At 72.1% G+C, this 20,381-nt stretch carries 19 protein-coding genes; 9 read left to right on the top strand and 10 right to left on the bottom strand.

The annotated features are described in order from the left end of the window. Positions 1-92: 92 nt before the first annotated feature. The 4 genes from pepN to ABZ453_RS02900 all read right to left on the bottom strand — a co-directional run bounded on the left by pepN (position 93) and on the right by ABZ453_RS02900 (position 4,568). Positions 93-2,579 (bottom strand): aminopeptidase N, encoded by a 2,487-nt coding sequence (gene pepN / locus ABZ453_RS02915; protein ID WP_359010898.1) that lies wholly within the window; start codon positions 2,577-2,579, stop codon positions 93-95. 56 nt (positions 2,580-2,635) lie between these two features. Then, entirely contained in the window at positions 2,636-3,175 is a 540-nt protein-coding gene (locus ABZ453_RS02910) for a response regulator (protein WP_359010896.1), read from the bottom strand. A gap of 140 nt (positions 3,176-3,315) precedes the next feature. Further along, positions 3,316-3,666 carry a chorismate mutase gene (locus ABZ453_RS02905; protein WP_356761535.1) on the bottom strand — a complete coding sequence of 117 codons (351 nt, stop codon included), beginning with the start codon at positions 3,664-3,666 and terminating at the stop codon, positions 3,316-3,318. An 11-nt stretch (positions 3,667-3,677) separates the two neighbouring features. Then, positions 3,678-4,568, bottom strand: a complete 891-nt coding sequence (locus ABZ453_RS02900) for an AraC family transcriptional regulator (RefSeq protein ID WP_359010894.1) — start codon at positions 4,566-4,568, stop codon at positions 3,678-3,680. A gap of 105 nt (positions 4,569-4,673) precedes the next feature. Here ABZ453_RS02900 and ABZ453_RS02895 point away from each other — a divergent pair, with 105 nt between their 5' ends. Together ABZ453_RS02895 and ABZ453_RS02890 are read left to right on the top strand one after the other, a co-directional pair. Next, positions 4,674-6,422, top strand: a complete 1,749-nt coding sequence (locus ABZ453_RS02895) for a beta-galactosidase family protein (protein ID WP_359010892.1) — start codon at positions 4,674-4,676, stop codon at positions 6,420-6,422. A gap of 88 nt (positions 6,423-6,510) precedes the next feature. Further along, complete coding sequence (locus tag ABZ453_RS02890) at positions 6,511-7,407, top strand: hypothetical protein (protein WP_359010890.1); 897 nt, start codon at positions 6,511-6,513, stop codon at positions 7,405-7,407. 384 nt (positions 7,408-7,791) lie between these two features. Here ABZ453_RS02890 and ABZ453_RS02885 read toward each other — a convergent pair whose 3' ends face one another. Both ABZ453_RS02885 and ABZ453_RS02880 read right to left on the bottom strand, forming a co-directional pair. Next, entirely contained in the window at positions 7,792-8,697 is a 906-nt protein-coding gene (locus ABZ453_RS02885) for an SDR family oxidoreductase (RefSeq protein ID WP_359010888.1), read from the bottom strand. Between the two features lies 1 nt (position 8,698). Further along, positions 8,699-9,445: an SDR family oxidoreductase gene (locus ABZ453_RS02880; protein ID WP_359010886.1), complete on the bottom strand. Its 747-nt coding sequence runs from the start codon at positions 9,443-9,445 to the stop codon at positions 8,699-8,701. Positions 9,446-9,544: 99 nt separating this feature from the next. Here ABZ453_RS02880 and ABZ453_RS02875 point away from each other — a divergent pair, with 99 nt between their 5' ends. Genes ABZ453_RS02875 through ABZ453_RS02855 form a run of 5 tightly spaced genes read left to right on the top strand, consistent with a single transcriptional unit; the run spans position 9,545 to position 13,587 of the window. Further along, entirely contained in the window at positions 9,545-10,294 is a 750-nt protein-coding gene (locus tag ABZ453_RS02875) for an enoyl-CoA hydratase family protein (RefSeq protein ID WP_359010883.1), read from the top strand. A 2-nt stretch (positions 10,295-10,296) separates the two neighbouring features. After that, positions 10,297-11,133, top strand: a complete 837-nt coding sequence (locus ABZ453_RS02870; protein ID WP_359010882.1) for a CoA-transferase — start codon at positions 10,297-10,299, stop codon at positions 11,131-11,133. Next, positions 11,130-11,885: a CoA-transferase gene (locus ABZ453_RS02865; protein WP_359010880.1), complete on the top strand. Its 756-nt coding sequence runs from the start codon at positions 11,130-11,132 to the stop codon at positions 11,883-11,885. Before ABZ453_RS02870 ends, ABZ453_RS02865 begins: the two co-directional genes overlap by 4 nt. Then, a complete protein-coding gene (locus tag ABZ453_RS02860) occupies positions 11,885-12,949 on the top strand; it encodes a nitronate monooxygenase (protein ID WP_359011175.1) in 1,065 nt (354 codons plus the stop codon). Before ABZ453_RS02865 ends, ABZ453_RS02860 begins: the two co-directional genes overlap by 1 nt. Beyond that, a complete protein-coding gene (locus ABZ453_RS02855) occupies positions 12,946-13,587 on the top strand; it encodes an SIMPL domain-containing protein (protein WP_356761552.1) in 642 nt (213 codons plus the stop codon). Before ABZ453_RS02860 ends, ABZ453_RS02855 begins: the two co-directional genes overlap by 4 nt. Positions 13,588-13,927: 340 nt before the next feature. Here the strand turns inward: ABZ453_RS02855 and ABZ453_RS02850 are convergent, their stop codons facing one another. Genes ABZ453_RS02850 through ABZ453_RS02840 form a run of 3 tightly spaced genes read right to left on the bottom strand, consistent with a single transcriptional unit; the run spans position 13,928 to position 16,539 of the window. Next, on the bottom strand, positions 13,928-15,085 hold the full coding sequence (locus ABZ453_RS02850) for an acetyl-CoA C-acetyltransferase (RefSeq protein ID WP_359010877.1): 1,158 nt from the start codon (positions 15,083-15,085) through the stop codon (positions 13,928-13,930). A gap of 17 nt (positions 15,086-15,102) precedes the next feature. Then, positions 15,103-15,714 carry a TetR/AcrR family transcriptional regulator gene (locus ABZ453_RS02845; RefSeq protein WP_133042783.1) on the bottom strand — a complete coding sequence of 204 codons (612 nt, stop codon included), beginning with the start codon at positions 15,712-15,714 and terminating at the stop codon, positions 15,103-15,105. A gap of 15 nt (positions 15,715-15,729) precedes the next feature. Next, positions 15,730-16,539: an SDR family oxidoreductase gene (locus ABZ453_RS02840; protein ID WP_359010875.1), complete on the bottom strand. Its 810-nt coding sequence runs from the start codon at positions 16,537-16,539 to the stop codon at positions 15,730-15,732. Positions 16,540-16,589: 50 nt separating this feature from the next. Here ABZ453_RS02840 and ABZ453_RS02835 point away from each other — a divergent pair, with 50 nt between their 5' ends. Together ABZ453_RS02835 and ABZ453_RS02830 are read left to right on the top strand one after the other, a co-directional pair. Next, positions 16,590-17,729, top strand: a complete 1,140-nt coding sequence (locus ABZ453_RS02835; protein WP_359010873.1) for an acyl-CoA dehydrogenase family protein — start codon at positions 16,590-16,592, stop codon at positions 17,727-17,729. After that, positions 17,729-18,691, top strand: coding sequence for an acyl-CoA dehydrogenase family protein (locus tag ABZ453_RS02830; RefSeq protein WP_359010871.1), 963 nt, complete (start codon positions 17,729-17,731; stop codon positions 18,689-18,691). Before ABZ453_RS02835 ends, ABZ453_RS02830 begins: the two co-directional genes overlap by 1 nt. On the opposite strand, the gene ABZ453_RS02825 is transcribed toward ABZ453_RS02830, so the two are convergent. After that, the gene (locus ABZ453_RS02825) at positions 18,666-20,312 is read right to left on the bottom strand and encodes a cytochrome bc complex cytochrome b subunit (protein ID WP_359010869.1); all 1,647 of its coding nucleotides are present in this window, start codon (positions 20,310-20,312) and stop codon (positions 18,666-18,668) included. The two genes, ABZ453_RS02830 and ABZ453_RS02825, sit on opposite strands and share 26 nt — an antisense overlap. Positions 20,313-20,381 lie beyond the last annotated feature (69 nt).

The raw sequence follows: 20,381 nt of genomic DNA, 5'->3' as shown, positions 1-20,381 counted from the left end.
CGAAGCGTCCGTCGCCTGGCCCGGGGAAGCGCCCCGGCAAGGGATGCGCCCCGCGACCATGCATGCGCTCCCGACCTTGGAGGGGGCGCCCCCTAGCCCTGGCGGACGCGCAACGCACGTCCCAGGTCGTCCAGTTGGTCCACCAGATTGCGGCGCAGGGCCGGGATCGGGTTTGCGTCGGTCAGGCAAGCCTCGCCGAGGCGGAGGGTTTCCTCGTCGACCGCGTGGGCCGGGAACGCCCAGCGGCCGGCGGCGTCGGCCATGGCGGGGCCGCGGCGGGCGGCGACGGCGACCGCGTCGGCGTAATAGCGCGGCACGTACTGCCGTACCAGGTCCGCCTGTTCGGGCTGCCAGAAGCCCTGGGCGGTGGCGATGAACAGGTAGTTGGAGAGGTCGTCGCGCCCGAACATCCCCTCCCAGGCCCGCGCCTTGGCCTCGGGGTCCGGCAGCGCGGCGCGGCAGCGGGCGGCGCCCTCCTGGCCGGCGGCGGAGGGGTCCCGCTCCAGTTCGGCGGCGATCGCGGCCTCGTCGGTGGCGCCGAGGACGGCGAGCCGCCCCAGCACGCGCCAGCGCAGCTCGGGGTCCAGTTCCGGCCCCCCGGGCACGGTGCCGTCGGCGAGCCAGGCGGCGATGGTGTCGGGCTGGGCGGCGACGTCGATGAAGTGGCGCACGGCGACCAGGCGCAGGCCGGGGTTGTCGCCGTCCTCGGTGCGGCGGATGAGGTCGCGGCAGAGGGAGGTGAGGGCGGCGAGGGCGGCGGCGCGGCCCTCGGGGTCGACGTAGCGGCCGGCGATCTGGGCGGTGGCGAAGGCAAGGACGCCCTGGACGACGGCGAGGTCGGACTCGTGCGGGAGGTGGGTTCGGGCGGCCTGGAGGTAGGCGGCGGGCGGGAGTTCACCGTCGCGTACCGCGTCGCGCAGGGCGTTCCACACGACCGCGCGGGTGAGCGGCTCGGGCAGGCCGCAGAGGTTCGCGGTGACCGTCTCGAAGGACTCGGCGTCGAAACGGACCTTGGCGTAGGTGAGGTCGCCGTCGTTCAGCAGGAGCAGGGCGGGGCGCTTGCCGAGGGGGTGGGGCTCGCCCTGTGGGATGTCGAGGTCGAGGCGGTCGCGCAGCACCAGGTGGCGGCTCTCGTCGGCGACGTCCAGGTCGTAGAGGCCGACTGCGATGCGGTGCGGGCGGCTGCCGTTGTGCTCGACGGTGAGGGTGCGGGTGCCGTCGTCCGTGGCGGTGACCACGGGCGTGAGGGTGTCGACTCCGGTGGTGCGCAGCCAGGCGTCGGCCCAGGCGTGGACGTCGCGCTCGGTGGCGGAGGCGAGGGAGTCGATGAAGTCGGCGAGGGTGGCGTTGGCGAACCGGTGACGGGCGAAGTGGGTGTTGATGCCGGCCAGGAAGTCCTTCTCGCCGAGCCAGGCGACGAGCTGGCGCAGTGCGGAGGCGCCCTTGGCGTAGGAGATGCCGTCGAAGTTGAGCAGCGCGGAGGCGGTGTCCTCGACGGCCTCGGGGGCCACGGGGTGGGTGGAGGGACGCTGGTCGGCGTCGTAGCCCCAGGCCTTGCGGGCGACGCCGAAGTCGGTCCAGGTGTCGGTGAAGCGGGTCGCCTCGGTGAGGGTCTGGTAGCCCATGTACTCGGCGAAGGACTCGTTCAGCCAGATGTCGTCCCACCAGCGCAGGGTGACCAGGTCGCCGAACCACATGTGAGCCATCTCGTGGGCGATGACCATGGCACGGGTCTGGCGCTCGGTGTCGGTGACGGCGGAGCGGTAGACGAACTCGTCGCGGAAGGTGACGAGGCCGGGGTTCTCCATGGCGCCGGCGTTGAACTCCGGGACGAACGCCTGGTCGTAGGAGTCGAAGGGGTAGGGCTCGGCGAACTTCTCGTGGTAGCGGTCGTAGCACTGCCGGGTGATCTCGAACAGTTCGTCGGCGTCCGTGTCGAGGTAGGGGGCGAGCGAGCGGCGGCAGTGGATGCCGAAGGGCAGGCCGCGGTGTTCGGTGCGCACCGAGTGCCAGGGGCCGGCGGCGACGGCGACGAGGTAGGTGGAGATCAGCGGGGTGGACGCGGCCTTCCAGCGGCCGTCGCCGAGGTGCTCGGTGATGCCGTTGGCCAGGACGCTCCAGCCGTCGGGAGCCTTGACGGTGAGGTCGAAGACGGCCTTGAGGTCGGGCTGGTCGAAGGCGGCGAAGACGCGCTGGACGTCGTCCATGAACAGCTGGGTGTAGAGGTAGGTCTCGCCGTCGGTGGGGTCGGTGAAGCGGTGCATGCCCTCGCCGGTGCGGGAGTAGCGCATGGTGGCGTCGACGAGCAGTTCGTGTTCGCCGGCGGCGAGGCCGGTGAGGGGCAGGCGGTTGCCCTCGAAGGTGTCCAGGTCGAGGGCGTGGCCGTCGAGGAGCGCCTTGCGCAGTTCGGCCGGCTTGAGCTCGACGAAGGTGTCCGCGTCCGCGCGGGCCGTGAAGCGGATCACGGTACGGGACACGAAGATCTCGTCCCCTGCGGTCAGATCGAGGTCGATCGTGTAGCGGTGGACGTCGAGGAGACTGGCACGGGTCTGCGCTTCGTCGCGCGTCAGAACGGACATGCTGGTAATGCTGCCCGATGCCACTGACAAGGCACAGGGGCGGACCGGTACACGCCCTATGTCCGCTCCTGCGCCGGCGCGGCATCACCCGTGTCGCGCTGCAGCGGAACCCTGGCGTCCGGGTGGGGCAGGGCCGGGCGGGCGGCGGGGTCCGGCATGCCGTTGCCCTTGACCAGGGCGCGCAGGTCGCGGATCTCCTGTTCCAGGGCGAGGCTTCGGCGGTGGGCGTCGTAGAGGTAGCGGACCTTGGTGCGCAGCGACCAGGGGTCGATGGGTTTTGTGATCAGGTCGGCGACACCGAGGCCGAAGGCGGTGGCGGTCAGTTCGTGGTCGAGCCCGAATCCGGTGAGCAGGATGACCGGTATGTGCTGGGTCTGCTCGACGCGGCGCATGTAGCGCACCACTTCCAGACCGCCCACGCCGGGCATGCGGACGTCGAGCAGCAGGAGGCCGACCTGCCCGCGGAGCACCTGCTTGAGCGCCTCGTCGCCGCTGGTGGCGCGGCCCAGCAGATAGCCCAGCGGGGCCAGGGCGCTCTCCAGCGCGTACAGCGTGTCCTCGTGGTCGTCGACGATGAGGATCTTGGCATCCGGCATGGCCCGACGTCCCTCCCGCGTGGACAACCAGCTTATGACCGGAGCGCTGACACGGTGTGCCCGTCAGCTGACAAGGAGTGCACAGCGCAGCATGCCCCCTGCGGGCTCCGCTGTCACGTCCCCCGCGGTGTCGACCGAGGTCAATTCGCCGTCTTCGCGGAGCCGTTCACGGTGTCCTCCGCGATGCGTTCGTGGTGGCGGATCACCTCGGCGATGATGAAATTCAGGAACTTCTCAGCGAACGCCGGGTCCAGTTTGGCGCTTTCGGCCAGGCCGCGCAGGCGCTCGATCTGGCGGGCCTCGCGGGCCGGGTCGGCGGGCGGCAGCTGGTGGACGGCCTTGAGGTGGCCGACCTGCTGGGTGCACTTGAAGCGCTCGGCGAGCATGTGGACGACGGCCGCGTCGATGTTGTCGATGCTGTCGCGCAGCCGGGCGAGTTCCTCGCGGACGGCGGGGTCGATCTCGCCGGACGCGTTGTTGCTGGTGGTCATGGGCGCACAGCCTACGGGGCGGGGGTGTGCTCGATCATGGGCGGATCGTCGGGATCGGGCACCTGGTTGCTCCAGCCGCCGGGGACGGTGCGGAACTGCTGGGCGCGGAAGCGGATCGGTGCCATGCCGACGCGGCGGGTGAACAGCCGGGAGAAGTAGGCCGGATCGTCGTAGCCGACGCGGCGGGCGACGGCGGCGACGGGCAGTTCGGTGGCGGCGAGGAGTTCCTTGGCGCGGCCCAGCCGGATGCCGAGCAGGTAGTCCTTGGGGCTGCAGCCGGCGCCTCGGCGTACGGCGGTGCGCAGTTCGGCGGGGGTCATGCCGTGCCGGGCGGCGTGGTCGGCGACGCTCAGCGGCAGACAGGCGTCGCGGGCGAGGGCCTTGAGGACGGGGTCGCCGTCGGGCGCGAGGTCGGCCCGGGCACGGCGCAGGGCGACCAGCAGCTCGTGGACGGCGGCGCCGGTCTCCACCTCCAGCAGCGGGTTGCCGCGGCGGGCGGCCCTCGCGATGCGGCCGATCACGGCACGCGCGCCCGTGGCGTCGGAGAGCGGCACCACGGGCCGGTCCGGCTCGATGTAGCCGAGTTCGGTGTACGTGGCGGTGACGGGCCCGTCGAAGACCACGAACCCCTCGTCCCAGCCGCCCTTGGGGTCGGCCCCGTAGTGGTGCGGCAGCCCGGGCGTGAGCCACAGCAGGGCGGGCGCGGTGACGGTTGTGCGGCGGCCCTCGGCGTCGAGGAACCAGCCGCTGCCCGCGCTGACGACGACGGCGACGTGGTGGTCGAGGGTGCGGGGGCCGACGGTGGGCAGCGCGCCGTACTGCAGTCCGACGCCGAGGCAGACCAGGCCGAGCCGGTGGTGGGCCGGGCCGGGGGTGAAGAACCGCATCCACGTGTGGTACATCCGCGCGCTCCTTCCCGCGTCGTCCCGGCCGCCGGTTTTTTCGTCCAAGCAGCGCTGATCTTTGTCCATGGACGGTGATCAACGCCAGGGGTGAGGCTTTGGCGCATGACCGATTTCAGGGTGGGGGAAAAGGATTTCCTGCTGGACGGGCGCCCGGTGCGGCTGCTGTCCGGGGCGCTGCACTACTTCAGGGTGCACGAGGAGCACTGGGAACACCGGCTGGCGATGCTGCGGGCGATGGGCCTCAACTGCGTGGAGACGTACGTCCCGTGGAACCTGCACGAGCCGAGGCCGGGCGAGTACGAGGACGTGGCGGCCCTCGGCCGCTTCCTGGACGCGGCCCGTCGCGCGGGGTTGCGGGCGATCGTGCGGCCGGGTCCGTACATCTGCGCCGAGTGGGAGAACGGCGGGCTGCCGCATTGGCTGACCGGCGAGCTGGGTACGCGCGCGCGTACCCGTGACGAGCGGTTCATGGAGCACTTGGAGCGCTGGTTCGGGGTGCTGCTGCCGCAGGTCGTGGACCGGCAGATCGACCGGGGCGGCCCGGTGATCATGGTGCAGGCGGAGAACGAGTACGGCAGCTACGGCTCGGACGAGGAGTACCTGCGCGGGCTGGCCGAGCTGCTGCGGGCGCGGGGCGTGACGGTCCCGCTGGTCACCTCGGACGGCCCCGAGGACCACATGCTGTCCGGCGGCTCCATCCCCGGGGTGCTCGCCACGGTGAACTTCGGCTCCCACGCGCGCGAGGCCTTCGAGACGCTGCGCCGGCACCAGCCGGAGGGGCCGCTGATGTGCATGGAGTTCTGGTGCGGCTGGTTCGACCACTGGGGCGGCGAGCACATCACCCGGGACGCCCAGGACGCGGCGGCCGCGCTGCGCGAGATCCTTCAGACGGGCGCCTCGGTCAACGTCTACATGGCGCACGGCGGCACCAACTTCGCCGGCTGGGCGGGCGCCAACCGCCCCGGCGGCGAGCTGCACACGGGGCCGTTGGAGGCGGACGTGACGTCGTACGACTACGACGCCCCGATCGACGAGTTCGGCAACCCGACGGACAAGTTCTGGCGCTTCAGGGAGGTGCTCGCCGCGTACACGGACGGCCCGCTGCCCGAGCCGCCGCCGGCGCCCGCGCGGCTGGCCGCGGAGGCGGAGGTGCGGCTGACCGGCTGGACGCCGCTTGACGCCGTCCTGGAGAGCCGGGGCGGCCAGGAGGTCGCGGCACCGGTCCCGCCCACCTTCGAGGAGCTGGACGTGGACCGGGGGGTGGTGCGGTACGAGGTGACGGTGCCGGGCCCCCGGCCGGCGTACCCGCTGACCGCGCGCGGCCTGCGGGACCTGGCCGTGGTGTACGTCGACGGGGAGCGGGCCGGTGTGCTCACCGAGGGCGACGAGCAGTTGGCGAAGCCGGTCGCCGGGCACGCGCGCGTGGAGCTGTGGGTGGAGTCCCTGGGGCGGGTGAACTACGGGCCCCGCAGCGGCGAGACCAAGGGCATCACCGGGGGGCTGCTGCACGAGCGGCAGTATCTGCACGGGGTACGCGCGCGTGGGCTGCGGCTGGACGCGCTGGACGACATCGGGGACGTCGATTTCCAGCCGCTCGGACAGGACGGCGCCCCGGGGCTGTACCGGGGGACGGCGACGGTGCACGGTGCCGGGGACGCACGGCTCGAACTGCCGGGCTGGACCCGGGGGTTCGTCTGGGTCAACGGCTTCGACCTGGGCCGTTACTGGACTGCGGGCCCCCAGCGCTCCCTGTACGTGCCGGGTCCGGTGCTGCGTGAGGGAGACAACGAGGTGTGGCTCCTGGAGCTGGAGGAGGCGGCCCCGCAGGCCGTGCGGCTGCGTTCCGTGTGAGCGTCCGGCGCCCGGAACCCGACCAGGGGAAATCCGCTGTCCTCCCCGTAGAGTGGAGTCGGGTTCTGGGCGTCTTGGGGGTTCAGGCGTGGCGAACGGCGGACCGGTCGAGCACGGCTACCCACACCTGGAGACGGTGCGGGCCGCCATCACCGCGCTCTGGAAACGGCTGTCGTACGACACCGTCCAGACCTTCTCCACCAGCGTGGCCCCCGCGGACGTGGCCTTCTGCGACACCGACGACCTCTATCTGGGTGCCCAGCGCGTGGCCCGGGAGCTGGTACGGCACTACCGGCTGCCGGACGCCCGCCTGATCGTCAGCTTTCGGGAGATGACGCACGCGGCGAACGTCGAGCTGGCGGCGGGCCCGGAGTACTTCGTGGAGCTGAACGACCGGTTCCGCACGCACCGGCGGGACATCGGCGCGGCCCTCGCCCACGAGGTCATGCACGTCTATCTGCACCGGCTGGGGCTGTCCTTCCCCGGCACCCGGGACAACGAGATCCTCACGGACACCGCGACGACGTACCTGGGCGCGGGCTGGCTGCTGCTCGACGCCTACCGGGAGGACTCGGCGTCCTCCCAGAAGCTCGGCTATCTCACGCCCGAGGAGTTCGGCTACGTCCTGGCCAAGCGTGCCCTGGTCTTCGGCGAGGATCCCGCGATCTGGTTCACCAGCCCGCAGGCGTACGAGGCCTACACCGAGGGCATGGCCCAGGCCCGCCGCGACGAGCAGCAGCCCCCGCTGACCGCGGCCGGTTGGGCGGGCCGCCGCCGCTACGCCCGTGACCGCCGCCACGCCCAGGACACGCACACGCCCCTCCCCCACGCCGGCACGCCGTACGCCTTCACCCCGGACGGCCACGGCCCCCTCCGTGTGTCCTTCCCCTGCCCGACCTGCCACCAGCGCATCAGGGTCCCGGTGAAGGGACGGGTACGAGCGAGGTGCGGGCTGTGCCGGACGGTACTGGAGTGCGACACGTAGGGGGCCGGGGCGCGGGCGAGCCCTACCGGGGCGCGCTGCGAGCCGTACCGGAGCGCGGAGCCGAGCGCGGCGCGGGCATGGGGCAAACCGTGCCGGAGCACGACCGGCAGCGCGGCACGGACGCGGGGCACGGACGCGGGGCAAACCGTGCCGCAGTGCGACCGGTGGCGGCGGCGCGGGCGCGAGGGACCTGGCGGAGGGCCACGTCGGCCGGGGCTGAGGGCGCGAGGCCAACCCTGTCCGAGGGCCGCAGTCAGCCAACGCAGACACGAAGCCGCCCTACCCAGGGGCCATACACGAGGCCGAGCCTGCCTGATGACCACTCCCAGCCGGACGCGGAGACGAAGCCGCGCCTCCCCGAGGACCACGCCCAACCGGACGCGGCTACGCCCCGTACACCGCCCCCGGCTCCTCCGCCTCCCCCAGCAGCTTGAGTGCCGTGTCCCCTGCCTCCGTCGGGCTCCACCGGGCCCCCTTGTCGGCGCTCGGGCCCGGGCGCCAGCCCTCCATGACGGTGATCCGGCCGCCCTCCGCCTCGAAGACGCGGCCGGTCACGCCCTCGCTCGCGGCGGAGCCGAGCCAGACGACGAGGGGCGAGACGTTCTCCGGGGCCATGACGTCGAAGCCGGTGTCCGGGGCGGCCATCGTCTCCGCGAAGGTCCGTTCCGTCATGCGCGTGCGAGCCGCGGGCGCGATCGCGTTGACCTGGACGCCGTAGCGGGCCAGTTCGGCCGCCGCGACCAGCGTCAGCCCGACGATGCCGGCCTTAGCCGCGCTGTAGTTCCCCTGCCCGACCGACCCCAACAGCCCCGCCCCGCTGCTGGTGTTGACGATCCGGGCGACCGGCGTGCGTCCCGCCTTGGCCTCGGCCCGCCAGTGCGCGGCGGCGTGCTTGAGCGGCAGGAAGTGCCCCTTGAGGTGCACGCGCATCACGGCGTCCCAGTCGCCCTCGTCGAGGTTGACCAGCATCCGGTCGCGCAGGAACCCCGCGTTGTTGACGAGCGTGTCGAGCCGCCCGTACGTCTCCAGAGCCGCCGCGATCAGCAAGGTCGCTCCCTCGGTGCCGGCGATGTCGCCGCCGTGCGCGACCGCCTCACCGCCCGCCGCCCGGATCTCCTCGACGACCTGCCGGGCCGGACTGTCGGCGCCCGGCGTCCCGTCCAGCCCCACGCCCAGGTCGTTGACCACGACCCGCGCGCCCTCCGCCGCGAACGCGAGCGCGTGGGCCCGCCCGAGGCCCCTGCCCGCCCCGGTGACGACGACGACTCGTCCGTCGCAGATTCCGCTCATCTCAGGTCTCCTTGTTGGCAGTTGCGGCATCGAGGAACGCCGGCCGCTCCCCGCCCCCGTGCACCAGCAGGCTCGCTCCGCTGATGTAGGCGGCCGCGTCGGAGGCGAGGAAGACGGCGGCCGTGCCGACGTCGGCCGGGGTGGCCAGGCGGCCGAGCGGCACAGTGCGGGAGACCGCGTCGACGCCCTCCTCGCCGCCGTAGTGCAGATGGGCCAGCTCGGTGCGGACCATGCCGACGACGAGGGTGTTGACCCGGACCTCCGGTGCCCACTCCACGGCCATCGAGCGGGCGAGGTTCTCCAGCCCGGCCTTGGCCGCCCCGTACGCCGCCGAGCCGGGCGAGGGCCGGCTGCCGCTGACGCTGCCGATCATCACGACGGCTCCCCGGGCCCGCCGCAGGTGCTCGTACGCGGCGAGGGATGCGGTGAGCGGGGCGAGGAGGTTGAGCTCGACGACCCGTGCGTGTCGCTCGGCGTCCGCGTCGGCCAGCTTGCGGTAGGGGGCGCCGCCCGCGTTGTTGACGAGGACGTCGAGCCGGGGCAGCGCGGCGAAGAAGGCACGTACGGCGGGCGGGTCGCGCAGGTCGAGCGGGCTGAACTCCACGCCCTCGACCGGCACTTCGGGCGGCCGTCGCGCACAGACGACGACCTGCGCCCCGGCCTCCACGAAGGCTTTGGCGATCCCCGCTCCCACCCCCCGGGTGCCCCCGGTGACCACGACCGTCCTGCCGCGCAGCGAGTTATCCACAGGTCTCCCGCTCCGATCCGCGGACTGCTAGCTTCGAAGCCTCACACCTAACAAATGTTTGGTGAAAAGGCGTTGATTGGAAAGGTAGCTGATGCGCCCATGGGTGTCTCCACCTCGTCCCCGGAAAAGGGGATCCGTCTCCTCACCGTCGACTTCCCCCCGGTGAACGCGCTGCCGGTGCGCGGCTGGTTCGAGCTGGCCGACGCGCTGCGTGCCGCGGGCCATGACCAAGGGGTGCGTTGTGTCGTCCTGGCCGCCGAGGGACGGGGCTTCAACGCGGGCGTGGACATCAAGGAGATACAGGCGCAGGGCTCGAGCGCGCTGGTGGGCGCCAACCGCGGCTGCTTCGAGGCGTTCGCCGCGGTGTACGAGTGCGAGGTGCCCGTGGTGGCGGCGGTGCACGGCTTCTGCCTGGGCGGCGGCATCGGCCTGGCGGGGAACGCGGACGTGATCGTGGCGAGCGAGGACGCCGTCTTCGGCCTGCCCGAGCTGGACCGGGGCGCCCTGGGCGCGGCCACGCATCTGGCGCGGCTGGTCCCGCAGCACCGGATGCGCGCCCTCTACTACACCTCCCAGACGGTCACCGCGCGGGAGCTGCACGGCTACGGCTCGGTGTGGCGGGTGGTACCACGGGACGAACTGCGAGAAACGGCCCTGGAGTTGGCGCGCGACATCGCCGCCAAGGACGGAGAGCTGCTGCGTCTGGCCAAGACCGCCATCAACGGCATCGACCCGGTCGACGTGCGCCGCAGCTACCGCTTCGAGCAGGGCTTCACATACGAGGCGAGCGCGGTCGGGGTTGCCGACCGGGTCCGGGACACCTTCGGCAGGCAGAAGGAGGGTGCGTAGGCGTGGGTGACAAGACGATGACCGCCGAGGAGGTGGTCTCCCGCCTGGAGAGCGGCATGACCCTCGGCATCGGCGGATGGGGTTCCCGCCGCAAACCGATGGCCCTGGTCAGAGCGCTGCTGCGCTCTGACGTCACCGACCTGACGGTCGTCTCCTACGGCGGCCCGGACGTGGGCATGCTGGCGGCGGCCGGACGGATCCGCAAGCTGGTCGCCGCCTTCGTCACCCTCGACTCCGTCCCGCTGGAACCGCACTACCGCGCGGCCCGGGAGCGTGGTGCCTTCGAGCTGATGGAGATCGACGAGGCGATGTTCATGTGGGGGCTGCGCGCGGCGGCGAACCGGCTGCCGTTCCTGCCGGTGCGGGCCGGGATCGGCTCGGACGTGATGCGGGTCAACCCCGGTCTGCGGACCGTCACTTCGCCGTACGAGGACGGGGAGACGTTCGTGGCGATGCCGGCCCTGCGGATGGACGCGGCCCTGGTGCACGTGGGCCGCGCGGACCGGCTGGGCAACGGGCAGTACCTCGGCCCGGACCCGTACTTCGACGACCTGTTCTGCGAAGCGGCGGACACGGCTTATGTGTCGTGCGAACGGATCGTGGACACGGCCGAGTTGACGAAGGAGGCGGCGCCCCAGTCGCTGCTGGTCAAGCGACACCGGGTGACGGGTGTCGTGGAGGCCCCGAACGGCGCGCACTTCACGTCCTGCGCCCCCGACTACGGCCGGGACGAGGCGTTCCAGCGGACGTACGCGACCACGCCCTGGCCGGAGTTCGCGGCCCGGTTCCTGGCCGGGGACGAGCAGACGTACCAGACGGCGGTGAGGCAGGAGTCATGACCGAGGTCACCGGCACGTCCGTTGTTCCCGTCACCCGCGCCGAGTACTGCGTGATCGCCTGCGCCGAGGCCTGGCGGGGCGAGGGCGAGGTGCTCGCCAGCCCGATGGGGCTGATCCCCTCCATCGGCGCCCGGCTCGCCCGGCTCACCTTCTCGCCGGACCTGCTGCTGACCGACGGCGAGGCGATGCTCGTCCGCCCGGACGGCACGGTCGAGGGCTGGCTCCCCTACCGTCAGCACCTGGCCCTCGTCACCGGAGGGCGGCGGCACGTGATGATGGGCGCGAGCCAGATCGACCGGTTCGGCAACCAGAACATCTCCTGCATCGGCGACTGGGAGCGGCCCGCGCGACAGCTGCTCGGGGTGCGCGGAGCGCCGGTCAACACGCTGAACAACCCGACGAGTTACTGGGTTCCGAAGCACTCACGGCGGGTCTTCGTCGAGAAGGTCGACATGGTCTGCGGGGTGGGCTACGACCACGCGGCCGCCCACCCGGAAACGGCTCGCTACCACCGTATCCCCCGTGTCGTCTCCGACCTGGGCGTCTTCGACTTCGCGACCCCGGACCACTCGATGCGCCTGGCCTCACTGCACCCGGGGGTCACTGTGGAGGAGGTGCGCGAGGCGACCGCCTTCGAGCCGGTGGTCCCGGACGAGGTGCCGACGACCCGCGAGCCCACGGCCGAGGAACTGCGGCTGATCCGCGAGGTGCTCGACCCGGCCGGCAGCCGGGCCAGGGAGGTCGGTTCGTGATGGAGACGGCGCTCACCCGCCTCATCGGCATCCGGCACCCGATCGTCCAGACCGGCATGGGCTGGGTGGCGGGCCCCCGTCTGGTCTCCGCGACGGCGAGCGCGGGCGTGCTCGGTATCCTGGCCTCCGCGACGATGCCGACCGACCGGCTGCGCGAGGCGATACGGGAGGTGAAGTCCCGTACGGACGGTCCGTTCGGGGTGAATCTGCGGGCCGACGCGGTGGATGCCGGTGACCGGGTGAGCATCATGATCGAGGAAGGTGTCCGGGTCGCCTCCTTCGCCCTCGCTCCCTCCCCCGAGCTGATCGCGGAGCTGAAGGGGGCGGGTGTGGTGGTCATCCCCTCCGTCGGCGCGCGACGGCACGCGGAGAAGGTCGCGGCGTGGGGCGCGGACGCCGTCATCGTGCAGGGCGGCGAGGGCGGTGGGCACACCGGCGAGGTGGCGACGACGGTGCTGCTGCCGCAGGTGGTCGACGCGGTGCGGATACCGGTCGTGGCGGCGGGCGGCTTCTTCGACGGACGAGGCCTGGTCGCGGCGCTGGCGTACGGGGCGGCGGGGGTCGCGATGGGCACGCGGTTCCTGCTCACCTCGGACTCGACGGTGCCGGACGCGGTGAAGGCTCGGTATCTGGCGGCGACGGTCCGGGACGTCACCGTGACCAGGGCGGTGGACGGTCTGCCGCACCGGATGCTGCGCACGGAGCTGGTGGACTCCCTGGAGAACTCCGGCCGCGCGCGGGCCCTGCTGCACGCCCTGCGCCATGCGGCCGGCTTCCGCAGGCTGTCCGGGCTGAGCTGGCGGCAGATGGCGCGCGACGGGCTTGCGATGAAACACGGCAAGGAGCTGTCCTGGAGCCAGGTACTGCTCGCCGCGAACACGCCGATGCTGCTGAAGTCGGCGATGGTGGACGGCCGTACGGATCTCGGGGTGATGGCGTCCGGGCAGGTCGCCGGGGTGATCGAGGACCTGCCCTCGTGTGCGGAGCTGGTGGCGGGGGTGATGGCTCAAGCGGAGGAAATCATCGGCGAGTTGGCGCGGGGCGGTGCTTCAATGCGCACATGACGGAGACGATCAGAGAGCCGTGGGGATCGAGTGTTTTCGGTGCGGGGAGCGTGCGGGTCGAACCGCAGCTCGTCCGGGTGAGGTTGTCGGTGGATGTGCTGGAGCCCCTGCCGGACAAGGCGTTCCAGGAGGCGGGCGCTGCCGTGGCGCGGCTGCGTGAAGTACTGCGCGGGCACGGGATACCGGACGCGTCGGTGTCGGGCTCCCGGCTCAAGCTCAGCTCGGACTACGACGGGTACGGCGGCGAACGGAAGTTCCTCGGCTACCGCTGCCGGGCCTCGTACGTCATCGAGACCGAGGTGCTCGACGATCTCCAGCAGCTGATCGTGGACGCGGTCGACGCCGGCGCGCACCACATCGACAGTGTCGAGTTCGACGTGCACGACAAGCCGGCGCTGCGGGACGAGGCGCGGCGCAAGGCGGTGGCCGCCGCCCGCCGCAAGGCCGAGGTGTACGCGGAGGCGGCGGGCGTGAGGCTGGGCCCGGTGGTGCACATCCAGGACGTGGACTCGGAGTCCTACGAGTTCCGCCAGTACCGGGGTCACGGCGGCGGGGGCGGCACCTCGGCGGGCGACCTCGCACCCGGCATGGTGGAGGTGTCCGCGGGCGTGGTCCTGGGCTTCTCCCTCACCCACTGACCCACCCCGGCCCGCTTACCCGCTCGGCCCACGGCCACACCCCGCCCACCGGCCGGCCGCCCACGGCCCGCCGCCGCCCCGCACCGCGCGTTGGCGGCTGGCGGCTGGCGGCTGGCGGCCCACCGGCTACCGCCCCGCCGCCCACCCGCGCACGGCCCCCGCCCCCGCCCCCGATCACCGCGCCGTCGCCCACCACAGTTCGCCGGCCGCGCACCGACTACTACCCACCGCAGCCCACCACCCACTGCAGCACGCCCACCGCAGCACGCCTACCGCCGCTCCACCGGCCGCTGCCGCACCGCCCACCACCAGCACGGCTCCCGCCCCCTCCCTACCGTCCTCAGAGCCTCTCAATGATCGTCACGTTCGCCTGGCCGCCGCCCTCGCACATCGTCTGGAGGCCGAAGCGGCCGGCCGTGCGCTCCAGTTCGTGCAGCAGGGTCGTCATGAGCTTGACGCCGGTCGCGCCGAGGGGGTGGCCGAGGGCGATCGCGCCGCCGTTGACGTTGACCTTCTCGGGGTCGGCGCCGGTCTCCTTGAGCCAGGCGAGGACGACCGGGGCGAAGGCCTCGTTGATCTCGACGAGGTCGATGTCGTCGATGGTCAGACCGGTCTTCTTCAGGGCGTGGGCGGTGGCCGGGATGGGGGCGGAGAGCATGCGGATGGGGTCCTCGCCGCGTACGGAGAGGTGGTGGACGCGGGCTCGGGGCCGCAGCCCGTGCTCGCGCACCGCCCGCTCCGAGGCCAGCAGCATCGCCGCCGCCCCGTCGGAGACCTGGGAGGAGCAGGCGGCGGTGACGGTGCCGCCGTCGAGGACCGGCTTCAGCCCGGCCATCTTCTCCAACGAGGTGTCCCGGCGCGGCCCCTCGTCGACCGCGACCTCGCCGAGGGCCACGATCTCCCGCTCGAACCGGCCCTCGTCGATCGCCCGCAGCGCCCGCCGGTGCGACCGCAACGCGAACTCCTCCTGGTCCTCCCGGCTGATCCCCCACTTCGCGGCGATCATCTCGGCGCCCACGAACTGGTTGACGGGCTGGTCCCCGTACCGCGCCCGCCAGCCCTCGCTGCCCGCGAAGGGCCCGGCCGTGAAGCCCAGCGGCTCGGCGGCCTGACGGGTGGCGAAGGCGATCGGGATCTGCGACATGTTCTGCACACCGCCCGCGACCACCAGGTCCTGCGTGCCGGACAGCACCCCCTGCGCCGCGAAGTGCACGGCCTGCTGCGAGGAGCCGCACTGCCGGTCGATCGTCACACCGGGCACCTCCTCGGGCAGTCCGGCCGCCAACCAGCAGGTGCGCGCGATGTCCCCGGCCTGCGGCCCCACCGCGTCTAGACAGCCGAAAACGACGTCCTCGACGGCGGCCGGATCGACGCCCGCGCGCGCGACCAGCTCCTTCAGCACATGCGCGCCCAGGTCGGCCGGATGGACCCCGCTCAGCCCACCTCCCCGCCGCCCCACGGGCGTTCGGACCGCTTCGACGATGTAGGCCTCGGCCATGGCGACTCCCCAATGGGTCACGTACGTACGGCGATCCCGTCCAGCACCATCGACAGGTACTGCCGGGCGATCTCCTCCGGGCTGTGCTGTCCGCCGGGCCGGTACCAGGACGCGGCCACCCACACGGTGTCGCGCACGAACCGGTAGGTGAGACGGACGTCGAGGTCGGCCCGGAAGACCCGGGCGGCGACCCCGCGCTCCAGCGTGGACAGCCACGCCTTCTCGAACTTGCGCTGCGACTCGGCGAGGAACGCGAACCGCTCCTGCGCCACCAGCTGCCTGCTCTCCTTCTGGTAGATCGCGACGGCGGCGCGGTGCCGGTCGATCTCCCGGAACGACTCGGTGACCAGGGCCTCCAGGGTCTCGCGCGGGTCCAACTCGGCGTCCAGGACGGTGTCGTAGCCGCTCCACAGCTCGTCGAGGAAGGTGCGCAGGATCTCCTCCAGCATCGATTCCTTGGAGTCGAAGTGGTAGTAGAGGCTGCCCGCGAGCATGCCCGCGTGGTCGGCGATCTTGCGTACGGTGGTGGCGTTGTAGCCCTGCTCGGCGAAGACCTCGGCGGCGGTCTCGAGGAGTTCGCGGCGCCGGGCGGGCGCGGCGGTCACCTGGGGCTTCTTCTTGGTCGGCACGGATACATTCTCGTCCTAGGCGTGCTGGCTGCTGACGGAGACGACCTCTCCCGTCATGTACGAGGAGTAGCCGGACGCCAGGAAGACGATCACGTTGGCCACCTCCCAGGGCTCCGCGTACCGGCCGAAGGCCTCGCGCGCGGTCAGCTCCTCCAGCAGTTCGGGGGTCGTCACCTTCACCAGGTGCGGGTGCATGGCGAGGCTCGGCGAGACGGCGTTGACCCGCACCCCGTACTCGGCCGCCTCCAGCGCCGCGCACCGGGTCAGCGCCATCACACCGGCCTTGGCGGCGGCGTAGTGGGCCTGTCCGGCCTGGGCGCGCCAGCCGACGACGGAGGCGTTGTTGACGATGACCCCGCCACCGCCGTTCCCCACGCCGCCGCCACCGCTGTCGCGCATCAGCCGCAGCGCGGCCCGGGTGCACCGGAAGGTGCCGTTCAAGGTCACGTCCAGGACCCGGCTCCACTGCTCGTCGGTCATGTCGACGAGGGGCGACGTGCCGCCGAGCCCGGCGTTGTTGACGACGACGTCCAGCCGTCCGTGCTCGCTCACCGCCGTCTCGAACAGGGCCCGCACCTGGGCCTCGTCGGTGACGTCGCACGGCACCGCGGCCACCGCTCCGGGGAAGTCCCGGGCCAGCTCCGCCTCGTACTCCTTCAGCCGCCGCCCGTGGGCGTCGCTGATCAGCACGCGGGCGCCCTCCTCCAGGAAGCGGCGCGCGGTGGCGCCGCCGATGCCCGCTCCGGCCGCCGCGGTGATGACGGCGGTGCGGCCGGTCAGCAGGCCGTGCCCGGGCACGTATGCCGGAGTCTCGACCGTTGTCATAGGGCCACGCTAATCTACCAAACACTTGTTAGGGAAGGAGGGCGACGACCGTGGACCTCATCGACTCGCGCGCCGACGAGGAGTTCCGCGCGGAGGCCAGGGCCTGGCTCACCGCGCATGTGCCGGCCGACCCGCTGCCGTCCCTGGAGACCGCGGAGGGTTTCGCGGCGCACCGGGCGTGGGAGGCGGAGCTGGCCGCGGACGGCTGGTCGGTGGTCAACTGGCCGGCCGGGTACGGCGGACGGGACGCCGGTCTCCTGCGCTGGCTGGCCTTCGAGGAGGAGTACTGGGCGGCGGGCGCGCCGGGGCGGGTGAGTCAGAACGGGATCAGTCTGCTGGCGCCGACCCTCTTCGACCACGGCACCGAGGAGCAGCGGGCGAGGGTGCTGCCGTCGATGGCCACCGGCGAGGTGATCTGGGCGCAGGCGTGGTCCGAACCCGAGGCGGGCTCGGATCTGGCCTCCCTCCGGTCGCGGGCGGTGCGTACGGACGGCGGCTGGCTGCTGACCGGGCAGAAGACCTGGTCGTCCCGGGCCGCCTTCGCCGACCGCGCCTTCGGCCTGTTCCGCAGCGACCCGGACACGCCGAGACCCCACCAGGGCCTGACCTACCTGATGTTCGGCCTGCGTGCCCCGGGCGTCACGGTCCGCCCGATCGGCCGCCTGGACGGGAAGCCGGCGTTCGCCGAGCTCTTCCTGGACGACGTGTTCGTGCCGGACGAGGACGTGATCGGCGCGCCCGGCGAGGGCTGGCGGATCGCGATGTCGACGGCGGGGAACGAGCGGGGGCTGATGCTGCGCTCCCCGGGCCGTTTCCTCGCCTGCGCCGAAAGACTCCGCGCCCTCTGGGAGGAGCGGGGAGGTCCGTCCCACGCACACGACCAGGTGGCCGACGCCCTGATCGGCGCCCGCGCCTACCAGCTGTTCACCCACGCGGCGGCCTCCCGCTTCCTGGACGGCGGCTCCATCGGGCCCGAGTCCAGCCTGAACAAGGTCTTCTGGTCCGAGTACGACATCGCGCTGCACGAGACGGCCCTCGACCTGCTCGGCGAGGAGGGCGAGTCGGCGGACACGGCCTGGGCCGAGGGGTACGTCTTCTCCCTCGCCGGCCCGATCTACGCGGGCACCAACGAGATCCAGCGCGACATCATCGCCGAGCGCCTGCTGGGCCTGCCGAAGGGACGCCGCTGATGCGATTTCTGCTCGAGGCCGAACAGCGGGCGTTCGCGGCCTCGCTGGACGCCCTGCTCACCGCCTCCGACACGCCGTCCGTCATACGGGATTGGAGCCGCGGCGAACGGTCGAGCGGCCGTGCGCTGTGGCGCCGTGTCGCCGAAGCGGGGGTGTTCGGTCTCGCCGTACCGGAGGAGTACGGCGGACTGGGCGTCCGTCCGGTGGAACTCGCCGTCGCCTTCGTGGAGTTGGGGCGGCACGCGGTACCGGGACCTGTGGTGGAGACGGTCCTCGCGGCCGCCCTGCTCGGTGAGCCGAGTCCGTCGGCCAAGCGCCTGCTGCCGTCGCTGGCCTCGGGCGAGGCGCTGGCGACGGTGGCGCACGAGGGGTCGTACGCCCTCGACGGCGAGGCGGCGGACGTCCGTCTCTCGCTGGCACCCGACGGCCTGCGCCTCGCCCCCGGTCACGGCCCGGCACGCCCGTCCCTCGACCCCGCCCGCCGCCTCACCGCCCTGACACCGGGCGGTGAACTCCTCACCGCCGAGCCGCCCGTGGCGCACGCCCTCACCCACGCCCGCCTCGCCACCGCCGCCCAGGCCCTCGGCGTCGGTCTCGCCCTCCTCGACCGGACCGTCGCGTACGTGAAACAGCGCACCCAGTTCGGCGTCCCCATAGGCTCCTTCCAGGCCGTGAAGCACCGACTGGCCGACGTCAAGATCGCCTTGGAGTTCGCCCGGCCCCTGGTGTTCGCAGCCGCGCTCACCATGGCGCCCGCCGACGTGGCCGCCGCCAAGGTCGCGGCCTGCGAGGCGGCGTACCGGGCCGCACGTACCGCGCTCCAGTCGCACGGCGCGATCGGGTACACCGCGGAGTACGACCTGTCCCTGTGGCTGACCAAGGCCCGAGCGCTGCGCACCGCGTGGGGCACACCCCGGGAGTGCCGGGCGCTGGTGGTCAGTGGTGGTGGTCGCCGCTGGTGAGCTCCCGGTACTCCTCCGCGGTCGGTTTGGCGATCCGCGAATCGGGCCCGAACATCGCCCGGGCCAGCTGGGCGCGCACCCGCTGGGCGACGGTGACCGGCCGGCGCACGCCGTTGGCGTCGACGAGGGGGCCGATCTCGTAGGGCGGGTTCTGTTCGTGCTGGGTGAGGGTGAAGAGCTGGTCCTGCGGGAGCGGTTCGTGCACCTCGACGAACTCGCCGGTCGGCAGCCGTTTGATGGTGCCGGTCTCCCGGCCGTGCAGCACCTTGTCGCGGTCGCGGCGCTGCAGGCCCAGGCAGACCCGTTTGGTGACGATGAAGGCGACGACCGGCGCCGCGAAGAAGGCGACCCGCACGAACCAGGTGATGGCGTTGATGGACAGGTGCAGATGGGTGGCCACGATGTCGTTGCCGCCGCCGATCAGCAGCACCACGTACAGGGCGAGCCAGGCCACGCCCAGCCCGGTGCGCACGGGCGCGTTGCGCGGCCGGTCCAGGATGTGGTGCTCGCGTCTGTCCCCGGTGATCCACGCCTCGACGAAGGGATACAGGCCGAGGGCGAGCAGGATCAGCGGGAAGAGCGAGAAGGGGATGAGGACGCCAAGGACCAGGGTGTGGCCCCAGGCGTTGATCTCCCATCCCGGCATCACCCGGATCAGTCCCTCGGAGAAGCCGAGGTACCAGTCGGGCTGGGCGCCGGTGGTCACCAGGTCCGGCCGGTAGGGGCCGAAGGCCCACACGGGGTTGATGCTGGCGATGCCGCCCATGACGGCCAGCACGCCGAAGACGAGGAAGAAGAAGCCGCCGGCCTTGGCCATGTAGACGGGCAGGAAGGGCATGCCGACCACGGTCTTCTGGTCGCGCCCGGGCCCGGGGTACTGGGTGTGCTTGTGGTAGAAGACCAGGATCAGATGGGCGACCACCAGCCCCAGCATCAGCCCTGGCAGCAGCAGGACGTGGACGGGGAAGAGCCGCGAGATGATGTCGTGGCCCGGGAACTCCCCGCCGAACAGGAACATCGACAGATACGTGCCGACGATCGGGATCGACAGGATCGCGCCGTCGGCGAAGCGGATGCCGGTGCCGGAGAGCAGGTCGTCGGGGAGCGAGTAGCCGGTCAGGCCGGTGATGATGCCGAGCATCAGCAGGGTCCAGCCGAACAGCCAGTTGACCTCGCGGGGCTTGCGGAAGGCTCCGGTGAAGAACACCCGCATCATGTGCACCAGCATGCCGGTGACGAAGACCAGCGCCGCCCAGTGGTGGATCTGCCGGATGAGCAGTCCGCCGCGCACGTCGAAGCTGATGTCGAGCGCGGACTCGTAGGCGCGGGTCATCCGGACGCCGTTGAGCGGCACGTACGAGCCGTGGTAGACGACCTCGACCCCGCTGGGCTCGAAGAACAGGGTCAGGTAGATGCCGGTGAGGATCAGGATGATGAAGCTGTACAGGCAGATCTCGCCGAGCATGAAGGACCAGTGGTCCGGAAAGACCTTGCGCATGTTGGCCTTGGCCAGGGCGTAGAGGCCGAGCCGTCCGTCGGCCCAGTCGGCGACCTTCTCGCCCTTGCCCGGGGGCTCCCTGCGCGCCGAAGCCCCGCGGTTCTCCGCACGTGCGCCGTCCATACGTTCGTCGCCTCCCCGTCGGATCAACATCAGGGTTGCACGCGCCCCGGGGCCGAGCCAACGGTGCGG

It is taken from the genome of Streptomyces sp. NPDC005799 (genome assembly GCF_040630525.1).
GTDB classification, from domain to species: Bacteria; Actinomycetota; Actinomycetes; order Streptomycetales; family Streptomycetaceae; genus Streptomyces; species Streptomyces griseorubiginosus_B.
This window is presented reverse-complemented; position numbering and strand designations above follow the sequence as displayed.